18 protein-coding genes and 1 other annotated feature are annotated in these 22,498 nt (G+C 51.0%); of the genes, 12 read left to right on the forward strand and 6 right to left on the reverse strand.

All coding sequences use genetic code 11. The features are described from left to right. Positions 1-68: 68 nt before the first annotated feature. A complete protein-coding gene (locus EL645_RS17450) occupies positions 69-1,241 on the reverse strand; it encodes a DUF5010 domain-containing protein (protein ID WP_161977444.1) in 1,173 nt (390 codons plus the stop codon). Positions 1,242-1,554: 313 nt separating this feature from the next. Between EL645_RS17450 and EL645_RS17455 the strand changes: the two genes are divergently transcribed. Beyond that, positions 1,555-2,721 carry a glycoside hydrolase family 5 protein gene (locus tag EL645_RS17455; protein WP_161977445.1) on the forward strand — a complete coding sequence of 389 codons (1,167 nt, stop codon included), beginning with the start codon at positions 1,555-1,557 and terminating at the stop codon, positions 2,719-2,721. Positions 2,722-2,789: 68 nt separating this feature from the next. Here the strand turns inward: EL645_RS17455 and EL645_RS17460 are convergent, their stop codons facing one another. The 5 genes from EL645_RS17460 to EL645_RS17480 form a co-directional block, all read right to left on the reverse strand. Next, positions 2,790-3,560: a class I SAM-dependent methyltransferase gene (locus tag EL645_RS17460; RefSeq protein WP_161977446.1), complete on the reverse strand. Its 771-nt coding sequence runs from the start codon at positions 3,558-3,560 to the stop codon at positions 2,790-2,792. Between the two features lie 548 nt (positions 3,561-4,108). Beyond that, a complete protein-coding gene (locus EL645_RS17465; RefSeq protein WP_136625232.1) occupies positions 4,109-5,395 on the reverse strand; it encodes an AZOBR_p60025 family cell surface glycopolymer formation protein in 1,287 nt (428 codons plus the stop codon). Positions 5,396-5,527: 132 nt separating this feature from the next. Next, positions 5,528-6,328, reverse strand: a complete 801-nt coding sequence (locus EL645_RS17470; RefSeq protein WP_246035555.1) for an ABC transporter permease — start codon at positions 6,326-6,328, stop codon at positions 5,528-5,530. 1 nt (position 6,329) lies between these two features. Continuing rightward, the gene (locus EL645_RS17475) at positions 6,330-7,256 is read right to left on the reverse strand and encodes an ABC transporter ATP-binding protein (RefSeq protein WP_126554243.1); all 927 of its coding nucleotides are present in this window, start codon (positions 7,254-7,256) and stop codon (positions 6,330-6,332) included. A 216-nt stretch (positions 7,257-7,472) separates the two neighbouring features. Next, positions 7,473-9,155 (reverse strand): serine/threonine-protein kinase, encoded by a 1,683-nt coding sequence (locus EL645_RS17480; protein ID WP_126551707.1) that lies wholly within the window; start codon positions 9,153-9,155, stop codon positions 7,473-7,475. A gap of 323 nt (positions 9,156-9,478) precedes the next feature. Next, positions 9,479-9,750, forward strand: a binding site (T-box leader). Positions 9,751-10,151: 401 nt separating this feature from the next. Here EL645_RS17480 and EL645_RS17485 point away from each other — a divergent pair. The 11 genes from EL645_RS17485 (at position 10,152) to lysS (ending at position 21,723) form a co-directional block, all read left to right on the forward strand. Then, on the forward strand, positions 10,152-10,316 hold the full coding sequence (locus EL645_RS17485; protein ID WP_126551708.1) for a lysine biosynthesis protein LysW: 165 nt from the start codon (positions 10,152-10,154) through the stop codon (positions 10,314-10,316). A 4-nt stretch (positions 10,317-10,320) separates the two neighbouring features. After that, on the forward strand, positions 10,321-11,184 hold the full coding sequence (lysX, locus tag EL645_RS17490; protein WP_126551709.1) for a lysine biosynthesis protein LysX: 864 nt from the start codon (positions 10,321-10,323) through the stop codon (positions 11,182-11,184). Then, positions 11,181-12,239: an N-acetyl-gamma-glutamyl-phosphate reductase gene (gene argC, locus EL645_RS17495; RefSeq protein ID WP_126551710.1), complete on the forward strand. Its 1,059-nt coding sequence runs from the start codon at positions 11,181-11,183 to the stop codon at positions 12,237-12,239. The genes lysX and argC overlap by 4 nt, the downstream gene beginning before the upstream one ends. Before the next feature lie 104 nt (positions 12,240-12,343). Further along, complete coding sequence (locus tag EL645_RS17500) at positions 12,344-13,219, forward strand: [LysW]-aminoadipate kinase (RefSeq protein ID WP_126554245.1); 876 nt, start codon at positions 12,344-12,346, stop codon at positions 13,217-13,219. Positions 13,220-13,251: 32 nt separating this feature from the next. Further along, positions 13,252-14,814: an aspartate aminotransferase family protein gene (locus tag EL645_RS17505; RefSeq protein ID WP_218031892.1), complete on the forward strand. Its 1,563-nt coding sequence runs from the start codon at positions 13,252-13,254 to the stop codon at positions 14,812-14,814. Continuing rightward, positions 14,772-15,548, forward strand: coding sequence for a M20/M25/M40 family metallo-hydrolase (locus tag EL645_RS17510; protein WP_246035393.1), 777 nt, complete (start codon positions 14,772-14,774; stop codon positions 15,546-15,548). Before EL645_RS17505 ends, EL645_RS17510 begins: the two co-directional genes overlap by 43 nt. Next, positions 15,545-16,693: a LeuA family protein gene (locus tag EL645_RS17515; RefSeq protein WP_126551711.1), complete on the forward strand. Its 1,149-nt coding sequence runs from the start codon at positions 15,545-15,547 to the stop codon at positions 16,691-16,693. Before EL645_RS17510 ends, EL645_RS17515 begins: the two co-directional genes overlap by 4 nt. After that, complete coding sequence (locus EL645_RS17520) at positions 16,681-17,949, forward strand: 3-isopropylmalate dehydratase large subunit (protein WP_126551712.1); 1,269 nt, start codon at positions 16,681-16,683, stop codon at positions 17,947-17,949. The genes EL645_RS17515 and EL645_RS17520 overlap by 13 nt, the downstream gene beginning before the upstream one ends. 48 nt (positions 17,950-17,997) lie before the next feature. Continuing rightward, positions 17,998-18,492, forward strand: coding sequence for a 3-isopropylmalate dehydratase small subunit (locus EL645_RS17525; RefSeq protein ID WP_126551713.1), 495 nt, complete (start codon positions 17,998-18,000; stop codon positions 18,490-18,492). A 130-nt stretch (positions 18,493-18,622) separates the two neighbouring features. Further along, positions 18,623-19,717 (forward strand): isocitrate/isopropylmalate family dehydrogenase, encoded by a 1,095-nt coding sequence (locus EL645_RS17530; protein ID WP_161977448.1) that lies wholly within the window; start codon positions 18,623-18,625, stop codon positions 19,715-19,717. Between the two features lie 320 nt (positions 19,718-20,037). Next, positions 20,038-21,723, forward strand: a complete 1,686-nt coding sequence (gene lysS, locus EL645_RS17535) for a lysine--tRNA ligase (RefSeq protein ID WP_126551715.1) — start codon at positions 20,038-20,040, stop codon at positions 21,721-21,723. Positions 21,724-22,498: the final 775 nt, after the last annotated feature.

A 22,498-nucleotide genomic window follows, 5' to 3' on the forward strand; every position in this document is an offset into this window, starting at 1 on the left:
TTCTTGTAAGGAGGTAACTGCTTCTTTTAAGTACAGGCAAATAAGCGTCTAGAAGAGACACGTGTGCGTTAGCCATGCCATCTTTGGGCGAACTGGCGCGTGAGGTCGAGGTACTGATTGCCATAGGTGACGCTGGGCTCGATCATGGCTCCCTCAAACCATTCGTTAAAGCTGGTAATAGTGATCCAATCAGGAGTGCTGGCGATAGCCGCGTTCCAACTGGTGGTGTAGGTAGCGCCATTGTTACGAGGAACGATAAATGTTCCCTTACGGCCAGGGACACGGGTATCGTCATAGCCAGGCATAACGCCAGCGGCCCAGATTTTCTGTGTATTGTGCGCTTGATTATACGCATTGATCTGATTACGAAAACCTTGATCCACCTGTGGCATCGTATTATTCTGAAGCCCCCACCAGCCAGCGCTGAAGAGATGGATGCCGTCGAATACACTGAGGAGATCGGTGTTGACCCCCTCGGCGGACCAGATCATTTGTCGGTTAGGGTCAACCTGCTGGCGGATAGAGGACCATTGGGTTAACGTACGACCGTTGCCCAGCGGGTCCCAGAAGAAAAGTACCGGTTTGCCCTGCCAATGAAAGAAATATGGACTATTGCTATAGTGGTTATTGATGTAGCTGAGCGCAGTGACCAATTTGTCTGAACTATTAAGATTAGGGGCATCGCTCTCAATATAGAGGCTGGAAGCAAAGTGATAGTGATATTGTGTATCCAGAGTAGCCGCATGGGTGAGCAGCTTGCCAAAATTCACATCTGTCTTGTCTGCGGGTCCCCACCAGGAACTGATAAAGCCGGTGATGCCGGCGCCAGCGGCATAGTCAAGCTGCCGATCGATGGTAATATCGTCCCCTGAATTGTATTGGATTGTAGGTAGATCAGACATCTGTGCTCTATTCCAGGATTGCTGATTATACCAGGGATAGTAGAAGGCCAGTACAGGGCGGCCATGATCGTCGGCCATGGGCTGGATGGTAAGCTGATTGGCTGGCTGCGTTGGGGTATTGGTTGGTAGGGGCGTTATGGTTGAGCCAGCTTGCGTCGGCTGCGGTGGAAAATGAAGTTCATTCGAGCTGTTAGTACTCGGGGGCGTAGCCTTGGATGGCGCCCTGGACGGTTGCGGTGTCACAGCCGTGGGGGTTAGTTGACAGGCGCTCAGACAGCACAACAAGCTCAGATATAGCCAGATATTGCTAAGATAAAAATATTTTTTCCGTGTACGCATGTTCAACCTTGTAACCTTACTATGGCTTATACAAGCCAAAAAGCCTGATTCTTTTCTCTCGTATGGTCGCAAAATAAGGAAGTTCTGCATATATTACGTTGCTCTAGAGGGTTGTGTTGCCTGGCGTAGGACCTTACGCTGAATCTGACTAGCTGCTATGGGAATAAATGCATGCACAGCGTATACTTTCCGGAAAATTTGGATGCAGCGGTATAATTATAGTGAGCAAGTATCTAAATGTATTCTGCTTGTTGCTGTATGATTGGTGTATTTGCATTAAAGATGTTGTATGGTAGGGGGGGAGTTTATGCCGATGCAAAAAAAAGTGTTTATGACCAGCCTGGCGGGCTTAGTGATACTGTTTCTAACAGGCTGTATCTGGCTAGCGCCAGTAGCCATCTCTTCAGCACAAAAAGTCCAGGCTATGTCACCGACACCCCCTAAATCTGGCGTACAGAATCCACCGCTGACGGCTCCTTATAGCGTTAATGGCAACCAGATTATTGATAGATATGGGCATCCCTATCTCTTTCATGGTATTTCCCTGGATGGCTTGGAATATGATTGTCAGGGGCCAGCTGATCTGGATAGGCAACATCTGGCATATCTGGGGGCCGGGAGAAATACCAGCACCGAGACATACTGGGAAGCCAATACAGTGCGTTTACCATTATCCGAAGGTTTCTGGCTCAATGGTTCAAAGCGGGCCCAATGTACGGCCCGGCACTATCAGACGGTGGTAAAACGGGTGGTGGCAATCCTCACGGCACTACGTTTCAATGTCATACTGGATCTGCATTGGGTAGATGCTGGTGGGCAATCGACCGAAGGGGGTGGGCCATGGCCAATGCCTGACGTGGATAGTCTTATATTCTGGACGCAGCTCGCCTCACTATACAAACATGCTCCTAACGTCCTCTTTGAAGCCTACAATGAACCACATCCCCTATCCTGGTCGTGCTGGGCTGCTAATTGCTCAAAGCTTACTGATACTGTATCTTCTAACGATTGCCAATGTAAAAAGACCCTTTCTTATCCAGGGATAGGGTTGAGCACTATCGTAAGGGCTATTCGGGCGACTGGCGCGAACAATCTGGTGTTGATCGCAGGGATGAACTGGGGTTTTGATCTCAGCCAGCTTGAACATTATCCTTTCGAAACGACCAATCTAATCTATGATACACATCCCTATCCTTATGCTGACAAACAAGCCTCTTCCTGGGATACAGCCTTTGGGCAATTCAGCGAAAGGTATGCCCTGATCTCGGCCGAGAATGGCCAATATGATTGTGGCTCAAACTATATGGATCAACTTCTGACTTATCTGGATGCTCGCCATATTAGCTGGATTGGTTGGGCCTGGGTACCGGGTGGCAATCAGGCCTGTACCTATCCGCGACTGGTCAAGGATGCCCGGGGAACACCTGCCAGTGCCATGGGTTGGTCGATCTATCGCCATCTGCACAGTCTAAGTTATTAGGCATGCGAAAAGAAGAGAGGGCTGCGAAATGGGATGCATACTTGCAGCTCACAGCCCTCCTTGTAGAGCTAAGGTTTCCTGGCTATGAGGAAGAACGAGTGGAAGGGAATATCAACCTGCCCCTCCTTTTGGAGGAGATGATGAATTTCTACAAGCTGATGCCAATACCTCTCAACCGAGAAATCAGGTACTTCCCACGGGACGGCCTTGAGGTAGTAGACAATGGCTCCCACATCGTGAAAGCGCGTAGTGAAGAATTCCTCTTTGCGTTCGATGATATGCCAGCCCGCATCTTCCATCTCTTGTGCTGCGTAGTCCATATTCCATGCGTGTTCTAGCAGCTTCTCACGACCAAGCAACTCATGCAATGTGCGATTGGTCTGATCACCGACTTGCTGTGTGATAAACACCTGTTCTGGCTTGAGCACACGCAACACTTCCGCCGGGTTGTAGCTTCCATGACGGTTGATGACAAGATCAAGCGTATTATCTGGAAAGGGCAAACACTCATCGCGAGCCGTGTAAACGGTGACAGCAAGCGGCGTGAGCCGTTGCCGTGCTGCAATGACGTTAGGGGCATACAACTCGGTGGCATACACTTCAGGGACTGGTCGGAGCGAAAGCAACTGCGCAAGTACTTCCCCTCCACCAGTATGCATATCGAGCATCGTATGAGCCTGGTTCATTGCCCCAATCACGGCGTTTGTGTAATCCCAGGTAGGGGTTGTTTTGATACTTATCATTCTCCCGCTCAGATACGAGAAATCCCAACCATGGAAGGGACGATTGTACTCGGCGGTGAGGGAATCAAAAAGGGCCTGGTCAGCTTTCTCACCCATGTGATGTTCTCCTTTTTTCTGTATGATGTCGTTACTGCCCTGGCAAGGACACAAAAAGGCCGTGAGCGAGCACTCACGGCCTGAACTAACGGGAAAAACAAACAGGCTGTGGGCGTTCATGATCTCTCGCCCACAGCCTGTCGTTCCCTGGTTGCGTTTTTCCAGCCTCTCAGCTCAAAAGCGCGTTTGCAGGTACCTCAAAAAGGACACAATGCGGCCCTGGGCGAAAAGCTGATTATTCAGTGTGATAACACTACACCCGCTTGTTTTCATAGCTTTCCGCATCCGAGGACATAAATCCCTGGATACCTTTCCTCTCTCTCAAAGTTGCTTCTGTATGCATCAGAATAATTCTACCATTCCTACCGTTTCCCTGTCAAAGATCAAACTGCTTCTTCAGGGCTATTTAATGTTTCTCTTTGGCGCCTGTGGCGCCGGGTGGGGGGTGTGGAGTGTGTGGAGTGGGCGACCGCAGCCGCCCACTCCACACACTCCACACCTGAAAAAATGTTCATCTTATCGCTAGCTTTTGTGGTCGGGTCGTTTTCTTAGCTGGGATAATGACCGAGGATATTCAATATGCCCAGGGCGTAGATAAAGCCGGTCAATGCATAGATTTGGGCTCCCCATAGTACCCATTTATTCTTGCTCTGCCAGCCATAGAACAAGATCGCTAGCACAATACCCATCGAGAGACGTCCGGCCGAAACAAGTTCTTTGTACGATCCCGGCGCCATACAGGTGACCAATGCCAGGTTAATGAACCAGATAAACCAGCTCGCCCCTCCCCATTGTCGCCGGTACGTTGCACTGGCAAAGAGTAGCCAGCCAACTATAACAGGAATAAACATAAGGATAAGCAACGGGATAAAGCGAGGGAGATCTGAGCTGAAGATAAATAACCCCTTAAAGGGAATAAGTTGAAATGTTGGTGCGTAGGTAAGCCCGGTTTTGCCAAAGATGACAACTATAAGTGCATACCAGATGGCGGTTGGCAGAAGTGATATCAGCCCGAAGCGCAAGACTTCCAACCAACGTTTGTGGAACAGATAGTATACCATGAAACCGATTGGAAAGAGGGCAGCGGTCTCGCGTGATAGCACTGCCAGGCCCATCCAAATCGCTGCCCAGGTCATATGTTTCTTATCGATCAGTAACAGACCGACGCAGAGCAAGAGATAGGTTAATGGTTCCGTAGTGTCGAAGAGGAGGGCAGTCATCTGGCCAAAATAAAGTCCGATCGCCAGGCTATACCATGGCGAGAGTTGATGCCGGGTTAGTAACTGCGCAATTATTTCTACACTTAACACGATTGAGACAAAATTGATCAAGAGTAGTACGGGAGTGAGTAAAACAGACTGATTAAAGCTGAGTAAAAGTGCGAGCAGCGGATAGACGATCCGTTGGTAACGGTAGGGCGCATTGTCCATCAAGCTGGCCGCGTGAAAAGGATCGCGCGCAATAAAATAATAGAACTGCCCATCATAACCACCCGCGCCATTTAATCTGCCGGGCTGAGCAGCGCCCTGAATACCTGCCGAAAAATATGTGCCAATATGCACATAATGCGTAAGGTGATAATGAAATGTAACGGTGACCAGAGCAAAAAAAAGTATATAGAGGAGCCCCACAACGACTGATGGTCGCCAGAGGCTTGACCAGGTAAAGCGCGAGCGCCCGACAACCGGCGATGCTTTTTTCTCATTCGCAAGGGCATCGCCTTCGGATATTTGGGTGCGGCTAAAAAAGTTTTTTGTTTTCTCTCGCATTGACGTTGGTTGCCGCTGGCCAGGAAAGGGGGAGCTCGTATTCAATCGTGTTACGTTTATATTCATCTAAAATCCATACCTACATGAGAGTGCATATTCGTTTAATTGCACCTGGATAATAAGCAGACGTGATGTATACAATCTATCAAATATAGGCTGGAAACTCAACTAAATTGTACTGATTGGGATGATTAAGCGTTATTTATTGCGCTCGCTACGTACAAACACGATGGTACCAAAGATTAAAAAGAGGGTAAATAGAACAGCTATCACTATGAAATTTAGGATAGGGTTGATGAGTACGATTTTTCCATAGGCGGGGGAGCCCAGAAAATACACACTGCGTATAAGGTCAGCCGCATAGCGCAAGGGTGCAATTCTGGAGATGATATCCAGATACCAGGGCAGATGGTTGATGGGGCTGAAAATACCAGCCAGAAAAAATTGTGGAAAGATCAGAAAGGGCATGATCTGATTGGCTGCGCGCTGATTGCTAAAGAGTGAGAGCATAATCAGCCCGAAAGAGCCGCCAAAGAGGCAGATGACCAGCGACGTCAGCAGCAAGGCAATAAACATAAGTGGTGTTAATGGCAGGCCAATGATCAAACCAAAGATCAATACCACCATTGCCTGTACCATTGCGACCATGGACTCCCCAAAGATCTTGCCGAACACAATAGTATAGCGTGAGATTGGAGAGATAAAGATCTCCTGGCTAAAATCATTTTCGCGATCTTCAATCAGGGAAACAATCCCTGAACTGGTCGAGAGAAAGACCGTCTGGGCTAATACGCCCGTAAAGATAAATTGCAGCACATTATAACCGATACTATTGCCATAGCCACTTTGAAAGCCAGCCCCTAGTACGCCAACAAAGAGGATGGGCAGGATAATAGTACCGATCAAACGGGCTGGATCACGTATAAAACGCAGTATATCTCGGTAAGCTATGGTCAAAATCGCATTGACGCTACGGGTAATCCCTAACATGCTGATCATCTTATTCACCAACAATTTCCATATAGGCATCCTCTAACGAGGGTGTGTGAGTTTCGATCAAAGTGAGTGGGGTCGTAATAGATTTGAGCAGGGTATGTAACTGAGGTTGCTCAACCAAAACTTTAAAGGGAGCCTGCTCGCTAACCGCATATCCCAGGTGCTGTAGCTCTGCCAGTAAGCTGGAGCGATCCTCAGCATCGAGCAATACAAATTCTTCGACCAGATCTGCTTTGACCCTGGCTGGCGTGCCACGGGATACAATATTACCCTTATTGATAATACAGATATCATCGGCCCTCTCGGCCTCTTCCAGGTAATGAGTAGTCAAGAAGATCGTGGTTTGTTGCTCAAGGCGTACCTTGCTCAAATACTCCCACAGGCTACGCCGACTGGAGGGGTCCAGGCCTGTCGTCGGCTCATCTAAAAACAAAACCCTGGGATTGTGGAGCAGGCTGCGCAGAATTTCAAGCTTGCGTTTCATACCACCCGAAAATTTTTTGACTGGTTTAAACAGATCTTCATGGATGCCCAGAATGGTTGCCAGTTCATCGATGCGCTGCTGATAGGCCCTGGGCATCGTTTTATAGGATGGTCGAAATGGATAGAGCCCATAGAGTGTGGCATGGAAGCGCACATTCTCTTCAGCGGTCAAGTTGAGATCCAGACTGGGTTTTTGAAAGATGATGCCAATATTTTTGCGGACCGCACTGGCCTGCCTGGCCACATCGTAGCCAGCGATCATGACTGACCCTGATGTTGGTTGAAGTGTGGTCGTGAGTATCGATATCGTCGTGGTTTTGCCCGCCCCATTGGGTCCTAGTAAAGAGAAAAGCGAGCCTGGGGCCACACTGAACGAAATCTCATTGACGGCATTCATCTCAGCTTTTTTATAACGCTTCACCAGTTTTTCAACTTTAATAATTGGCACTACTGGTGTGGATATAGTGCTAATGGATGCATCTTGCTCCTGTTGCATTGATCCCTCTTTGTTTTGCTAGCTATCGAACTCCTGTGCATATCTCTTCTATGTATCCCACACAGGCTTTACTCTATTGTACAGATACATAGACGCATCTGTCCATGAGCTTGAGTAGGTTACAAAAGTGCAATGATGGCAGCAAATCGAGGTATCGGATATCTAACTCTATGCTTGATCGATAGAGGCGGGGATACGCTTGGGTCCATAGTGGTTGAGTTCAAAATCGATCGTATTTTCGTAGGCGGCAAAGGTTTTTTTGAAACGTGCAAGATTGTCATCTGCATCATCTTTAATCGTGTACATGAGGGCATAATGGGTCTCACTTAAGAGGGCTTGCTCAAAGACCTCCCTGGCCAGTGCATCTTCTTGCAACCTTTGTAAAGCGATAATCTTACCCGTGAGCGCAAGGGTGGTATCACTATTGGTACTCAGAGCCTGCTCAAAAGAGGTTAGAGCCTCTTCATTGCGCTGGAGGTAGAGCAGTGCCACACCTCGTCCAATATAGGCTCTGGAGACATTTGGATCGATCCTGATAGCCTGTTCATAAGCATTGAGGGCCACATCGTAGCGCAATAGTTTCAATGAGATGATCCCGGTTTTGCGATAGACCAAGGCATAACTGGGGTCCAGGCGCACCGCATGCATGCGCGTCGCCTGTCGATAGGCGGCCAGAGCCTCCTCATGGTGTTGCAGAATCTCCAGGATCAGACCGGTATTATAATATGCCAGCGCATAGTGTGGGTCGATAATGGTAGCCTGTTTGTATGCACGTAGCGCATCTTGATAGCGCTTGAGTTGTCGTAAGACGGTCCCTTTATTGTTATAGGCCAGGGCAAAAGCAGGCTCCAACTGAATCGTGCGCTCATATGCTTCCAGCGCTTCTTCATAGCGTTGTAGATTGGTCAGGGCAACCGCTTTACTGTGGTAAAGGCGCGCATTATTTGGTGTCAGGCGTAGTGCCTGTGCATAGCAGGTGGCCGCTTTCTCATATTCCTGATTGCTAAACAGCTGATTGCCCTCATTTAACCACTCACGGGGCGACTTATCGATCGAATTAACAAAGCCCAATACATCGCTATGGCGTTTAGTACGTTCCTTCGCCAATGCTTTCATGACTGCTTGCGAAACATGTTCAGGGATCTGTGGATTGACAACATGCGGTGGTGGCGGCTGTTCAGAGAGATGTTTGAAGGCCATGGTATAAATATCGGCGCTGGGAAAGGGGGTTTTGCCAGTCAACAGTTCATAGGCGATACAGCCCAGGGCATACTGATCACTCTCTTTGCTGATAATGCCTTTAAATTGTTCGGGGGCCATGTAAGGAGGTGTGCCTGCGATACTCCCCTGTTGAAAGCTTTTAGATTGCAGTGTTTGAGACATCCCGAAGTCGGCAATCAGTATATCCCCATGTTCACTGAATAAAATATTTTCAGGTTTGAGGTCGCGATGAATAATATTATGCTGATGGGCAAATTGTAATGCCTGTGCAATCTGCTGCAAAATCTGTTTAACCTGCTCGAATGAGAACGGTTGAGTCATGCTGCTACGTAAAAGCTGGCGTAGCGAACCGCCAGTGGCTAGCTCGGTAACCAGATAAGGAGTAAAATCTTGCAGGCCAACGTCAATGACACGCAAAATAAAGGGATGTTGGAGCATCTCAAGCAGTTTAGCTTCGCGAAAAAAGCTTTCTTTATCGGATTGAGTCTGAATAAGCATCCCGTGTAATATTTTAATGGCGACGATGCGATTACTTAGTACCAGGTGTTCAGCGCGATAGACACGTCCGAACGTGCCGCTAGAGATTGGCTCTAACAGACGGTAATTGCCGATCGTTGCAAGTTGTGCCATACTTCATTCCCATTATGTGACTACACGTTTTTAGCGCAGGATCTTTCTTCCTTGAAAAGAACGAATGTAGTATATAAATTTGATAGAACACTTGTCAATAAAAAAGGATCTATAGTTAGATTGATATGGTGGACAATTTATATTGTTCTGGCAGACATTTGCAGGCAATTAGCGACGTGGTGATTTTGTCTATAGAGATAGCGTTTCTCTTGTAGAGAACTGCCGGTTTACTGGCGCAGTTAGAATTCTCGCCATGTAGCCATTGACATTCAGAAATGGGCATGTTATAAATTTCAACAAGGAAAGCACACAACCGCATAACGAAAAAAGCTTTGACAGGACGAGTAACGATTAGTTGTTACGGACAGAGAGTAGATAACTGGTGAGAAGTCTACACGCTAACCGATCGTGAATAAGACCCTGGAGCTGCGAGAAGAAATCGCGTCAGCGAGAGTAGAACTACGCCGGTGACCACCGTAATCGGGTCAGAGTATGTATGATCTATATAATCCATACATACTTGCTGAGGTTAATATTGTGAGATATTGACGAATGCAGGTGGCAACACGAGAGTATAGCGCTCTTCGTCCTGAGTAGTAGGATGAAGGGCTTTTTTGTTTGTCCTTGATCGATACGTACATAAACAATAAAGAATGACAAGCAGTGTAGGGACAAGTAACGGACACCTGGGGCATCCAGAGAGCGAACTGTTGGTGGAATGTTCGTATGACCGGCCCGTGAATAAGACCCTGAAGCAACAAAGAAGAAATTGCAGCAGCGAAAGTAGAACTTTGTCGTCTAACCCTCGTTAGCGGGTTGTTACAGAACCTGAAAGCGTTCTGTACACTGAGGTTCATATCGTAAGATATGGGCGAATGAGGGTGGTACCACGAGAGTTAATTGCTCTTCGTCCTTGCAAGGAGGATGAAGGGCTTTTTTTGCAGCAAAAATCTGGCTGTAAATACAGCAATAAAGAACAAAAGAGGAGTTAAAGAAATGGCAGCACATTGTCCAGAATGCGAAGCTGATGTAGAGGTCCAGGGTTTGATGGTCGGTGAAATTACATTTTGCCCTGACTGTAATGCAGAACTTGAAGTCATTAACGTAGAGCAACCTGAAGTAGCCCTGGCCCCTGAGGTCGAGGAAGATTGGGGAGAATAACCCTATGCGCCTGGCTATCCTGACATCGCGAGTTCGCGTGGAAGAGAAATTGTTGGTGGAAGCGTTGCGACAGCGTGCGATCGAATTTGACCTGATTGATGATGGTGAGTTGCTATTCGATCTAGCGCAGCCGCAGGAGCGCTGGCACAAATATGATGCCGTGCTCTGCCGCAGCGTGAGTCAGTCCCGTGGCCTGGCTGTCTTACACGTGCTGGAGCACTGGGGCATCCCGGTGTTTAATTCGGCGGCCGTAACCGCTCTTTGTAACGACAAATTGTTGACGACCCTGGCGCTGTTACGTGCCGGCCTGCCGGTTCCACGTACCATGCTGGCATTTGATGCTGAGCGGGCCCTGGAAGGCATTGAATCCATCGGCTACCCGGCCGTCTTAAAACCGGTTACCGGTTCCTGGGGACGCCTGCTGGCGCGCGTCAATGACCGCGATGCCGCTGAAGCAGTGCTTGAACACCAGGAAACATTGGGGTCGTACCAACATCATATCCATTATATTCAGCAGCATGTAGATAAGCCAAACCGCGATATTCGAGCATTTGTCATCGGCAACCAGACCATCTGTGCGATCTACCGCACCAGTGCCCACTGGGTGACAAATACGGCTCGTGGAGCTGTGACCGACAATTGTCCCGTGACTCCTGAACTTGATAGCCTGTGTAGCCGTGCCGCGCAAGCCGTTGGCGGTGGCATCCTGGCGGTAGATGTCTTTGAAGATCCTGAACAGGGATTGCTGGTCAATGAAATCAATGGCACCATGGAGTTTCGCAATAGCATTGCTCCCACGGGTGTCAACATTCCACAAGAGATGATCGAGTATGTCTTGAGCAATGTGCGGGAAGGGATAGCGCTATGAGCCGAGTGCGTGTTGCCATCGTCGGAGGGTCCGGCTATACCGGTGGCGAACTGATCCGCCTGCTCCTCTTCCATCCGCTGGTTGAGATTACCCAGGTAGCGTCAGGCAGCCAGGCGGGCCATTTTGTACACAGCGCCCACCCGAATCTGCGCAAGATTAGCACGCTGCGTTTCTGTTATCCCGACGACCTGACGTCTTGCGATGTTCTGTTTTTATGTTTGCCGCATGGCGTTTCTTCAGGGGAAATTGAACGCTATCGGACGCTGGCGCCACGCGTCATTGATCTCTCTGGAGATTTTCGACTGCGTTCACCTGAATTGTATCGCCGCTGGTATGGACATGAACATAAAGCGCCAGCGCTCTTATCCGAGGCCGTTTATGGTTTGCCAGAGTTGCATCGCTCTGAGCTCTCAGAGGCCGCCCTGGTAAGTGGTACTGGCTGTATGGCCACCACCTCGATCCTTGGCCTGGCACCATTGTATCGGGCAGGCATTGTGAAGCAGTCTATTCCGCTGGTCCTGGAGGCAAAAGTCGGCTCTTCAGCCGCTGGCGCTAAAGCGGGACCCGCCAGCCACCATCCAGATCGCAGTGGGGCGGTACGCTCCTTTGAGCCGACCGGCCATCGGCATACAGCCGAGCTTATTCAGGAATTGGGACAGCCGGGTAGTGAGCTGCAGCAACTGGTAGCCTTCTCGGCGACCGCGATTGAACTGGTGCGCGGCATCCTGGTAACGGCCCATGTCTTTCTGAACGAGCGTCTGGACGAGCGAGCTATCTGGCGCATTTATCGTGAGGCCTATCAGCGTGAGCCATTTATACGCCTGGTCAAAGAGCGCAACGGCGTCTATCGCTATCCAGAACCAAAAATTCTGGCCGGCAGCAACTACTGCGATGTCGGATTTGAATTGGACGTTGAGCAGCAGCGCGTCGTTGTTATTGCCGCCCTGGACAATCTGATGAAGGGGGCCGCAGGCAACGGTGTCCAGGCCTTGAACTGTATGTTTGGGTGGGACGAAACATTGGGCTTAACCTTTCCTGGCCTGCATCCAGTGTAAGATGTGGTTTGCACATTGTGTTTCTTATATTCTTGAAGACGAACTGACATAACAGGCCAATACATTTTAGCAAAGTATACTGAAGAAGAGAAACGGAGCATATGATGACACTGGTAGTAAAAATTGGCGGAGGCGCGGGTGTCGCCACCACAGCTATTGTGCAAGAAATCGCCCGCCTGGTCGCTGAAGGAGAGCGTGTGGTACTCCTGCATGGTGGTTCTGATCTGACCAATACGCTATCAGAGCGACTGGGACATCCGATGCGTATGATTACTTCTCCCAGCGGCATGACGAGCCGCTATACCGATATCGAGACCCTGCAGATCTTTGCGATGGCCGTGGCCGGGCAGATTAATACCGACCTGGTGGCGCAACTGCAGCAGCAGGGCGTGAATGCCTTTGGGATGGCTGGTGTGGATGGTCGCCTGCTGGTGGCACGGCGCAAGGCGGTAGTACGCTCGATGACACCCGAGGGTCGAGTGCAGATCTTACGTGATGATTACACCGGACAGATCGAGCAGGTTAACAGTGCATTGGTGGAGCAATTGCTGTCGGCTGGCTATACACCGGTGATTGCGCCCCTGGCTCTGAGCCATCAAGGAGAGCGCTTGAATGTAGATGGCGATCGGGCCGCCGCCGCCGTTGCTGCCGCCTTGCATGCCGATGCACTGGTTATCATGACCAATGTACCGGGTCTGCTGGCTGATCCACAGGACGCTTCGACTTTGATCCAGACCATTCCAGCTGATCAATTAGATACATACATGAGTTTTGCCAAAGGGCGAATGCGCAAAAAATTGTTAGGGGCCCAGGAGGCACTGCAGGGTGGTGTAAAACGCGTATGCATTGGTAGCGCCTCGTTAGGGGCTGTAGTTAATGGCGCTGGCACCACTATTACTACCGCGCCTGTCGCAAATGTCAGTGAGCAATCAACAGCAATAGTGCACACCCCGATCCGCGAGATGGTGTCGTTAGGCTAAATATAAAGGAAGAATGAGGAAGGAGGTCCCAGATGGGCACAACTTTAGTTGATTTGGAAAACACATATACGAGCGGTGTCTACGGGAAGCGACCCGTAGCTATTGTGCGCGGCCAGGGTGCCACATTGTGGGACGCTGAGGGACGTAGCTATATCGATTGTATGGCGGGCCATGGTGTGGCCAATATTGGACATGGGCGCAGCGAGATTGCCGCTGCCCTGGCCGCCCAGGCACAGCGACTGATTACCTGTCCTGAAATTGTCTATAACGATGTGCGGGCACGCCTGTTAGAGCGACTGGCACAGATTACCCCGGCCGGGCTTGAGCATTTCTTCCTCTGTAACAGTGGTACAGAAGCGATTGAGGGAGCTTTCAAGTTTGCTCGCCTGGCTACTGGCCGCACCGGTATCATCGCGACCTTGCGCGGCTTTCATGGTCGCAGCATGGGCGCACTCTCCGCCACCTGGGAGAAGCATTATCGCGAGCCATTTGCGCCGCTAATTCCGGGTGTCTCGCATATTCGCTATAACGATCTAAAAGCTGCTGAGGCGGCGATTACAGAGGATACAGCGGCCGTGATTATCGAACTGGTACAGGCTGAAGGTGGCGTGCATAGCGCTCAGGAGGCCTATGTTCAGGGATTGGCTGCCCTCTGTCGTGAGCGCGGGGCTCTGCTCATCATTGATGAAGTTCAGACGGGATTTGGGCGTACGGGTAGCCTCTTCGCCTGTGAACAGTATGCTGTAGAGCCAGATATCCTCTGTCTGGCCAAATCCCTGGCGGGTGGCGTCCCAATGGGGGCCATTTGTCTGGGCACACGGGTAATGGAGAGTGGCCGCATCACACGTGGAGCCCATGGCAGCACCTTCGGCGGCAATCCTCTCGCCTGTGCGGCCGCGCTGGCAACACTGGATATCTTAGCGCAAGAAGATCTGCCGGCCCGCGCAGCCGATCTGGGAGCTCATGCCGTGGAGCGCCTGCGGGCCATTCAATCACCCCTTATTCGTGAGGTGCGCGGCCGTGGCCTGTTAATTGGTATTGAACTGACCAAACGCGTCCAGCCTTACCTGGAAGAGTTGTGCGAGCGTGGTGTGCTGGCCTTACCTGCCGGACCCAATGTCCTGCGCCTGCTGCCACCGCTGGTGATTAGCGAAGCGCAGCTCGACCAGGCCCTGGATATTATTACAGACGTATTGACAGGCACCTCACGTTCTAATCAGACAGCTGAGCAGGCTCCAGCAGAGAACCCCGAGGTTGCCCTCTTACAGAGTATGCTGACGATCCCTAGCCTCTCTCGGCAGGAGGGTGCGCTGGCCCACCACCTGGTTGAGCAGGCACAACAACTGGGTCTACACGCCTATGTTGATGAGGTCGGTAATTTTATAGCCAGCACCCATGCTGAACTGGATGCCCGGCAGCCAGTCGTTTTACTTGGACATATGGATACCGTGCCGGGAAATATTCCGGTGCGTATCGAGAACGGACTACTCTATGGCCGGGGGCCGTCGATGCTAAAGGGCCGCTGGCCGCCTTTATCTGTGCAGCCGCCCGTGTGGCCCGTACGTCTTCCCCGGCCCATCCCATTGTTGTTGTAGGAGCAGTTGAAGAAGAAGCGGCGACCTCGCGTGGTGCGCGTGGAGTTGTTAACCGCTATCAGCCATCGGCTTGTATCATTGGCGAGCCAAGCAGCAGCCAGGCTGTAACCATCGGTTACAAAGGACGCCTCTTGCTGGATGGCTGTGTCACGCACCAATCAAGTCACAGTGCTGGACCTTTGCAGAGTAGCAATGAAGTGGCTGCCGCGTTCTGGGAATGTGTGCGCCGCCACGCCGAAGCATGGAATCAGGAACACGCTGGTAATTCAACCTTCGCCGCCCTGCTGCCGTCCCTGCGTAGCATTAACAGCGCGCAGGATGGTCTGGAGGAACGTACCAGCTTTACCATCGGCTATCGTCTCCCGCCCAATTTCGATATCGCCGCCCTGCGTGAGCAGTTGCAGCGCTGGGCTTATGAAGACGAGATCCACCTGATCTTTTCAGGTGAAGAGGTTGCCTATCAGACAACCCGCGCCATTCCCCTGGCCCGAGCCTTTATCGCCGCTATTCGAGCCACTGGAGAGCAACCGACCTTTAAACATAAAACGGGAACATCAGACATGAATGTTGTGGGGCCGATCTGGGGACAGAACATCGTCGCCTATGGGCCTGGTGACTCGCGCCTTGATCATACGCCCAACGAGCATATACGCCTGGCCGAATATACCCATGCGATTGATGTGCTCGAACGTGTTCTGCAAGATATTGCATCGCAAAGGGAAACAGCATTATGAGATCACTGGCTATTCTGGATAGCACTCTGCGCGAGGGGGAGCAATTCATTAAAACCTTTTTCACCCTGGAGCAGCGTGTGATGATCGTGCGCTTGCTTGATCGTCTCGGGGTAACATTTATAGAGGTCCCCTCGCCCGTTTCTTCGCCTGAGACGCGCGAAGCTATTGAGGCCATCTGCGCGCTGAATTTACGCTCACATGTAGTGGCTCACGTACGCTGTGTTGAGGCCGATGTACAGGCTGCACTGGATACTGGCGTCTATGGTTTGAACCTGTTCTTTGGTACCTCCAATGAACTGCGCTCATATAGCCATGGACGCAAGATAGAACAGATCGCCCATGACGCGGTCCCTTTGATCCGCCGTATTCGCGAGGCCGGGCGCTATGTGCGTTTCTCGGCCGAAGATGCCTTTCGCAGTGACCTGGTTGATCTGCTGACGGTTTTTGATGCGGTGGTGGATGCCGGCGTCGAACGCATCGGTTTGCCGGACACCGTAGGTATAGCAACCCCACGTCAGGTTGACCGGTTGGTTAGTCTGATCGCTAATCGCTATCCCAATGTCGGCATTGAATTCCATGGCCATAACGACACCGGTTGTGCCATTGCCAATACCATCTCTGCCTTCGAGGCTGGCGCAGATTGTCTGGATGTCACAGTTATGGGGATCGGGGAGCGCAATGGTATCGCCTCACTGAGCGGCATCATCTCACAGCTCTATATCCACTATCCCGACCTGCTGGCTGCTTACGATCTAACGCAACTGGTGGAGCTGGATCAGTATGTCGCGGACTGCCTGAATATAAACATTCCTTATAATATGCCGATTACCGCTCCCAGTGCGTTCACGCATCGCGCCGGTGTGCACACCAAAGCGGTACTGCGCAATCCACATGCGTATGAAATTCTTAATCCCACTGATTTCGGCGTTGTGCGCCACGTCGATGTTGGCTCACGCTTTACCGGACGCTACGCTGTTGGACATCGAGCCGTTTCATTAGGATTACAACTTACCTCTGAGGAGATCGCGCAACTGACGCAGGCCCTGAAAGAGCGTGCGGAGCGTGGCTCCCTCAATGATGAAGAGGTTAATACATTTATTCTTGCCTGGTATGAAGAGAAAGGAAGCCTGGTATGGGAACGCTAGCCGAAGAGATTTTTAGTTATAAATTAGGTCGTCCTGTTCACGCAGGAGATACAGTTGTGGTAGATGTCGATCATGTAATGAGTCATGATACTACGACTCCGCTGGCCATTAAAGCTTTCCGCAAACTGGCAAAACAGAATAATGGCCGTGTCTTTGATCAGAAGCGCTCGCATATCGTTTTTGACCATATCATTCCTGCCGCCACCATTGCGGCCGCTACCCTGCATCGCGAGGTACGCTCATTCGCGCAGGAACAAGAGATCCCTATCTTGCAGGAAGGTATCTGCCACCAGGTAATGCCAGAGAAGGGATTTGTCTTGCCGGGCAGCATCATTGTAGGGGCAGACAGCCATTCATGTACTTACGGAGCCTTTGGCGCCTTTGGTACTGGCATGGGTTCAACCGATATCGGTGTGGCCTATGCAACCGGTCGTAGCTGGTTCCGGGTGCCAGAGACCATCAATGTAAATATCACTGGTACCTTGCCGGCGGGTGTTTTTGCCAAAGATATCTCGCTAGAAATTGTGCGCCGCCTGGGTGTCGATGGTGCCAATTATCGCGCTATCGAATATACCGGTGAGGTGATCGAAAACTTCTCAATGAGTGAGCGCATGACCTTCTCTAATATGGCGATTGAAATGGGTGGTAAAGCCGGCTTGATTGCGGCCGATGCGACTACTCAGGAATGGCTACGAGGTCGTACCGACAAAGAATATCCCTTGTTGCGTGCGCACAATCCACGCTATGAGCAGGTGATTGAGATCGATGTCACTAATATGAGACCCCTGGTTGCCTGTCCGCCTGATGTCAATATCGTGCATCCAGCTGAAGAAGTTGAGGATGTTAAAATTGACCAGGTCTTCCTGGGTACCTGCACCAATGGCCGTCTGGATGATCTGGAGATTGCCGCTAACATCCTGCGCGGCCGCACGATTAGCCCGGACCTGCGTATGGTTGTTATTCCAGCTTCGCGTGAGATCTATCTGGAGGCCATGCGCCGTGGCTACCTGGAGATCTTTGCCCAGGCCGGCGCCTCCGTTGGTACACCTGGTTGTGGACCCTGCATCGGACGCCACTTTGGGGTCCTGGCTCCTGGCGAGCGCGCACTGACCACCATGAATCGAAACTTTACCGGCCGCATGGGTGATCCCACCGCAGAAATCTATCTGGGCAGCCCCGCGACCGTCGCTGCAACCGCCCTGACTGGCCACATCACCGATCCACGCAGCGTCTTACTGGCTGAAAATCCTGCTTAAAGCTAGCGAAGAGAATTAAACAGAAATAGACAAAAGGAGAAAACTACAATGGGACGCATCTGGAAAGTCGGTGACAATATCAATACCGATCTGATCATTCCTGGACGTTACAATGTTACGACCGATCATGCCCAGCTGGCAAAATATTGCCTCTATGAGGCCTATCCTGAATTTTCTCAGGGCGTCCAGCCCGGTGATATCTTAATGGGAGGCCATAACTTTGGTTGTGGCTCCTCACGTGAGCACGCTCCAACCTCGATCCTGGCCAACCAGGTCAAGGTTGTGGTTGCCCGTAGCTTTGCGCGCATCTTCTATCGCAACGCCGTCAACATTGGACTGCCTGTACTGGTCTGTGAGGAAGCCGTGCTCAATAGCGAAGATGGCCAACAGTTAGATGTAAACCTGGAGACCGGCGAGATCCGCAATCTCACCACCGGCCAGACCTTCCAGGCGGAGCCGCTCGATCCATTCGTTGCCCGTATCGTAGCCGCCGGCGGCATCATCAATTATATTGAAGCCAATCAGGGCCAACTCGTTTACTAAGAAAAGCTATTGCCTGGCGACAAAAAAGAGGTAGCGAGGATTGATGCGGCTGCAATAGCCGCGCCAGCAGCTATCTCTTTTTTGTCGCTTTGTTTTTTATGATAAGAGCATGAAGGAAGAGATGATAATTATGGGTAATCGACAATTGCATAATCCGCCGTTGGTGTGTGTAATTTCTGGGGATGACGCGGCTCCGGAGGTGATGCGACCTACCGTAGAGATCCTGCGAGAGTTGGCGCCAGAGATCCGGTTTACGGAGGCGCCCTGTGGTCGGGAGGCGCAGGCGCAATATGGGACGCCATTTCCAGATGTAACGCGGGAAGCGATCGACGCGGCGGATTGCACCTTGTTTGGTGCCAGCGGCGGACCCAGCCGTCCGATTCTCTGGTACTTGCGCTGGAACAAAGAAACCTATATCAATGTGCGCCCGGTGCGCTGGATTCCAGGTTATAACAGTCCAATGCAGCATCCAGAGCGCATTGATTATGTGATTGCGCGTGATAATCTGGAAGGGATGTATCCTCCGCGTGAGGGCGATGTCTCTGAACTGGCGGCCCTGCCAAGCAGCAGTTCCTGGTGGATGGCTCCCCCGGTGGAAAAGGTAGGAGCTTATTCAATTAAAGTCAGTACAGATGAGCAGATGCAGCGTGTGGCAAACCATGCCTGTGAGCTGGCCCTGCAGCGCCAGGCGGCAGGCTATCCCGGTCGGGTAACGCTGGGCGCCAAATATTCGATCCAGCCACGCACCGACGGGCGTTTTCGCACCATTGTAAAGGATACGGTCAGTCAGCATCCCAGCCTGACTTACCAGGAGTTCCTGGTTGATGATATGGCTCGCCGCCTCGTCGCCTCTCCGGAAAGCCTGGATGTGGTAGTGCTGGGCAATGAACACGGCGATATTCTGGCCGATGTCTCCAGTGGTACCATCGGGGGACTGGGACTCTCTCCCAGTGCCTGCTATGGCGAGGACTATGCCTACTTTGAGCCGGTGCATGGCTCCGCCCCTGACCTGGCTGGTAAAGGTATCATCAATCCTACCGCCATGCTTTTATCGGGAGCACTGCTGCTTGATTACCTGGGGTATAATAAACAAGCGCGTGCTTTAACGTCCGCCATCGAACAGACCTATCAGGAAGGCACTCTGCTCCCTGTTGATCAAGGCGGTCAGGCCGGAACGAATGAATTTGTCCGGGCCATCCGAGCACATTTACCGAGACATGAATAAGCAATAATTGCTGAAATCTCATCCTCAAGGATGCAGGGGTTAACTCTGCATCCAATCAAGAGCGTCTCGTGCTTACTTATACCGCTAAGCAGGCGGCCCGAAAGAGTCGGGATGAATTATATTGATCTTAAGAATTGGTTGTGAGGCTCGCTGTTACGAGCAGAAATTGCTCAAGATGTAGATGTGTGGTTTATTCAGGCTATCCCCTATAGCAATTCTTGCCCTGTCATAAAGACTATTGCAAGCTAAACTGATACAATAATGAGCATCGAAAATTACAAAAGATTATAAAGCGAGCTATATTGCTGGAGATAGTGACAATGAAAGCTGATTGGGTAACAAAAGTAGCTGACCGTGTAGAAGCCAGGGTGCGGCAGCGTAAGGGCGAGGATGCCACCATCGTGTGTGCTTCTGGTATTAGCCCTTCGGGTCCTATTCACCTGGGAAATTTACGTGAGCCGTTCACGGTTCACCTGGTGGCTGAAGAACTGCGTGGCCGTGGTTGGAAAGTGGATCATCTCCATTCCTGGGATGATTATGATCGGTTGCGTAAGGTGCCAGCCGGTATTCCTGCTGAATATGCCAATTATATTGGTATGCCTTACGCGGATATCCCCGATCCATTTGGGGAGTATGATTCGTATGCCACCCGCTATATCACTGATTTTACTGCTGGCTTGAGCCGCCTGGGTATCCATCCTCGCTATATTCGCCAGTCGGAGGCTTATCGCCGTGGTGACTATCGCGAACAGATTAAAGAAGCCATTCACCAGCGTGCCGAGATTTTTGATATTCTGGCCGAGTATCAGAATCTTGAGGGCCAGAAAGATACCGTGGATGAGCGACGCGTCGCCTATTATCCCTTCAAACCCTATTGTGAGAATTGCCATAAGGATATGACACACCTGACCTCGTATCGCGAGGAAGATTCCTACCTCACCTATGTCTGCGATAACTGTGGGCACGAGGCGGGCTATAGTCTGAACGAGCGCATCGACGGCAAGCTGGTCTGGAAAGTTGACTGGCCGATGCGCTGGAGCTATGAGCAGGTCGACTTTGAGCCAGCTGGTGAGGATCACGCCTCTCCTGGTAGTAGCTATACCGTGGGACAGCGCATCATACAGAAGGTATATGGCGCTGTGGCACCGCAGTTTATTGGCTATGCTTTCGTCGGTATGGGCGGTCGTTCGAAGATTTCGAGCTCGGCTGGTACCACCGCGACCGTCTCTTCGGCGCTTGATATTGTGGAGCCCGCCATCCTGCGCTGGCTCTATGCCCGTCGTGCCAATAACCAGGCCTTTGATATCGACTATGGTCAGGGTCTACTACGCCTTTATGAGGAGTGGGATGCCCTGGTGCGCCAGATCAACAAAGGCGCCGCCAATGAGGTGAACCAGCGCCTGTTTGAGCGCGCGACCAGAACCAGTAGCGAAGAGATCGTGTATACCCATAAGGCTGTGCCGTTCCCATTGCTGACCTCGGTCATTGATGTGACGCAGGCCAATGAAAAACAGGTCTTGCGTATCATCTCACAGACCCTGCCTGAGCTGGAGGATCTGGATACATTGCGCACCGAGCTGGAGCCGCGCTTCACCTGTGCCCTTAACTGGGTTAACAACTACCTGCCCGATGATGAGCGTACCCAGATTCGCAGCAGCTTTGATAGCGAGGCTTTCGCGGCTTTCTCCGCTATGGATCAGGCAAGTATACAGATGCTGTCCGAGCGCCTGGATGCTTCCTGGAACCTGACCGGCCTGACCGAGCTGATGTATAGTATTCCAAAGGTTGTGCGTGGTCTGGCGGTGGATACTCCCCCCAATGACGAATTGAAGCAGGCACAACGCTCCTTCTTCATCTCACTGTATACCTTGATCTGTGGCAGTGATACGGGCCCACGTATTCCAACCCTGTTGCTCTCTATTGGCCTGGAGCGTGCCAAACAACTGCTAACCCCTTCAGTGGATGATGGCAGCGCAAAGAAAGATCAACAGTTCGCCGCACGTTAAAATAGTACTATTAATTCAGGGGGCTGATCATGGATCGGCTCCCTTTTTTTATGCCCCCGGATATGTTAACAAATACATAATTGTGACAAATTCATAACATTCTCTTTATTGTCTCTTCACACTTAGCTGGCATACTAAAGATGAGAATATATGTCTCTTCCGAAAGGGAAGGAGTTGCCAGATGAATAATTCTGTTTTGCCCGCCCACGAGTTCTTTATTTACGTGCCGGCAAAGAGCGCTGGTTGTCAATCGTCTAGCGCTACGTCTATAGAGAAGCATAGTGAGTGTAACGTTCAGAGCGCGCAGGATAATGCAAAAATACCTGTGGCTTTAAAATCCTGGACGAAAATTGTTGTAGCTGATACTCTTGATGTCTACGCCTGTTTGCAGGGGGACGACCTTTATATAAATCCTTCTAGATAGTACTTCTTCTTTAGGCCTGTGTAAGCCTGAAGAAGGTTGTTCAAGCGCGGCTCTTGCCTTAGCAGATAAGCACCGGTGCATAGTTGAGGGCAATGTCGCCTTCCAGGTGTCGCGCTTACAGGATAGCAGACCTGCTATTTACTGATTATTCCCTCCTATAAAGCAGCTTCACGCATCATATACCCCTTAATGGTAGGTTTTTTTCATACTCCTCTTTGGCGCCTGCGGCGCCGGGTTGAGAGTGTGGAGTGTGTTTGATGGGGACTGCGGCCGCCCATCAAACACACTCCACACCTGAAAGAATGGACATCTTCTCGCTTGCTCGTGATCTCCTTGCCTTAGTTGTATCCC

Origin of the sequence: Dictyobacter kobayashii, from assembly GCF_003967555.1 — a bacterium.
Lineage (GTDB): Bacteria > Chloroflexota > Ktedonobacteria > Ktedonobacterales > Ktedonobacteraceae > Dictyobacter > Dictyobacter kobayashii.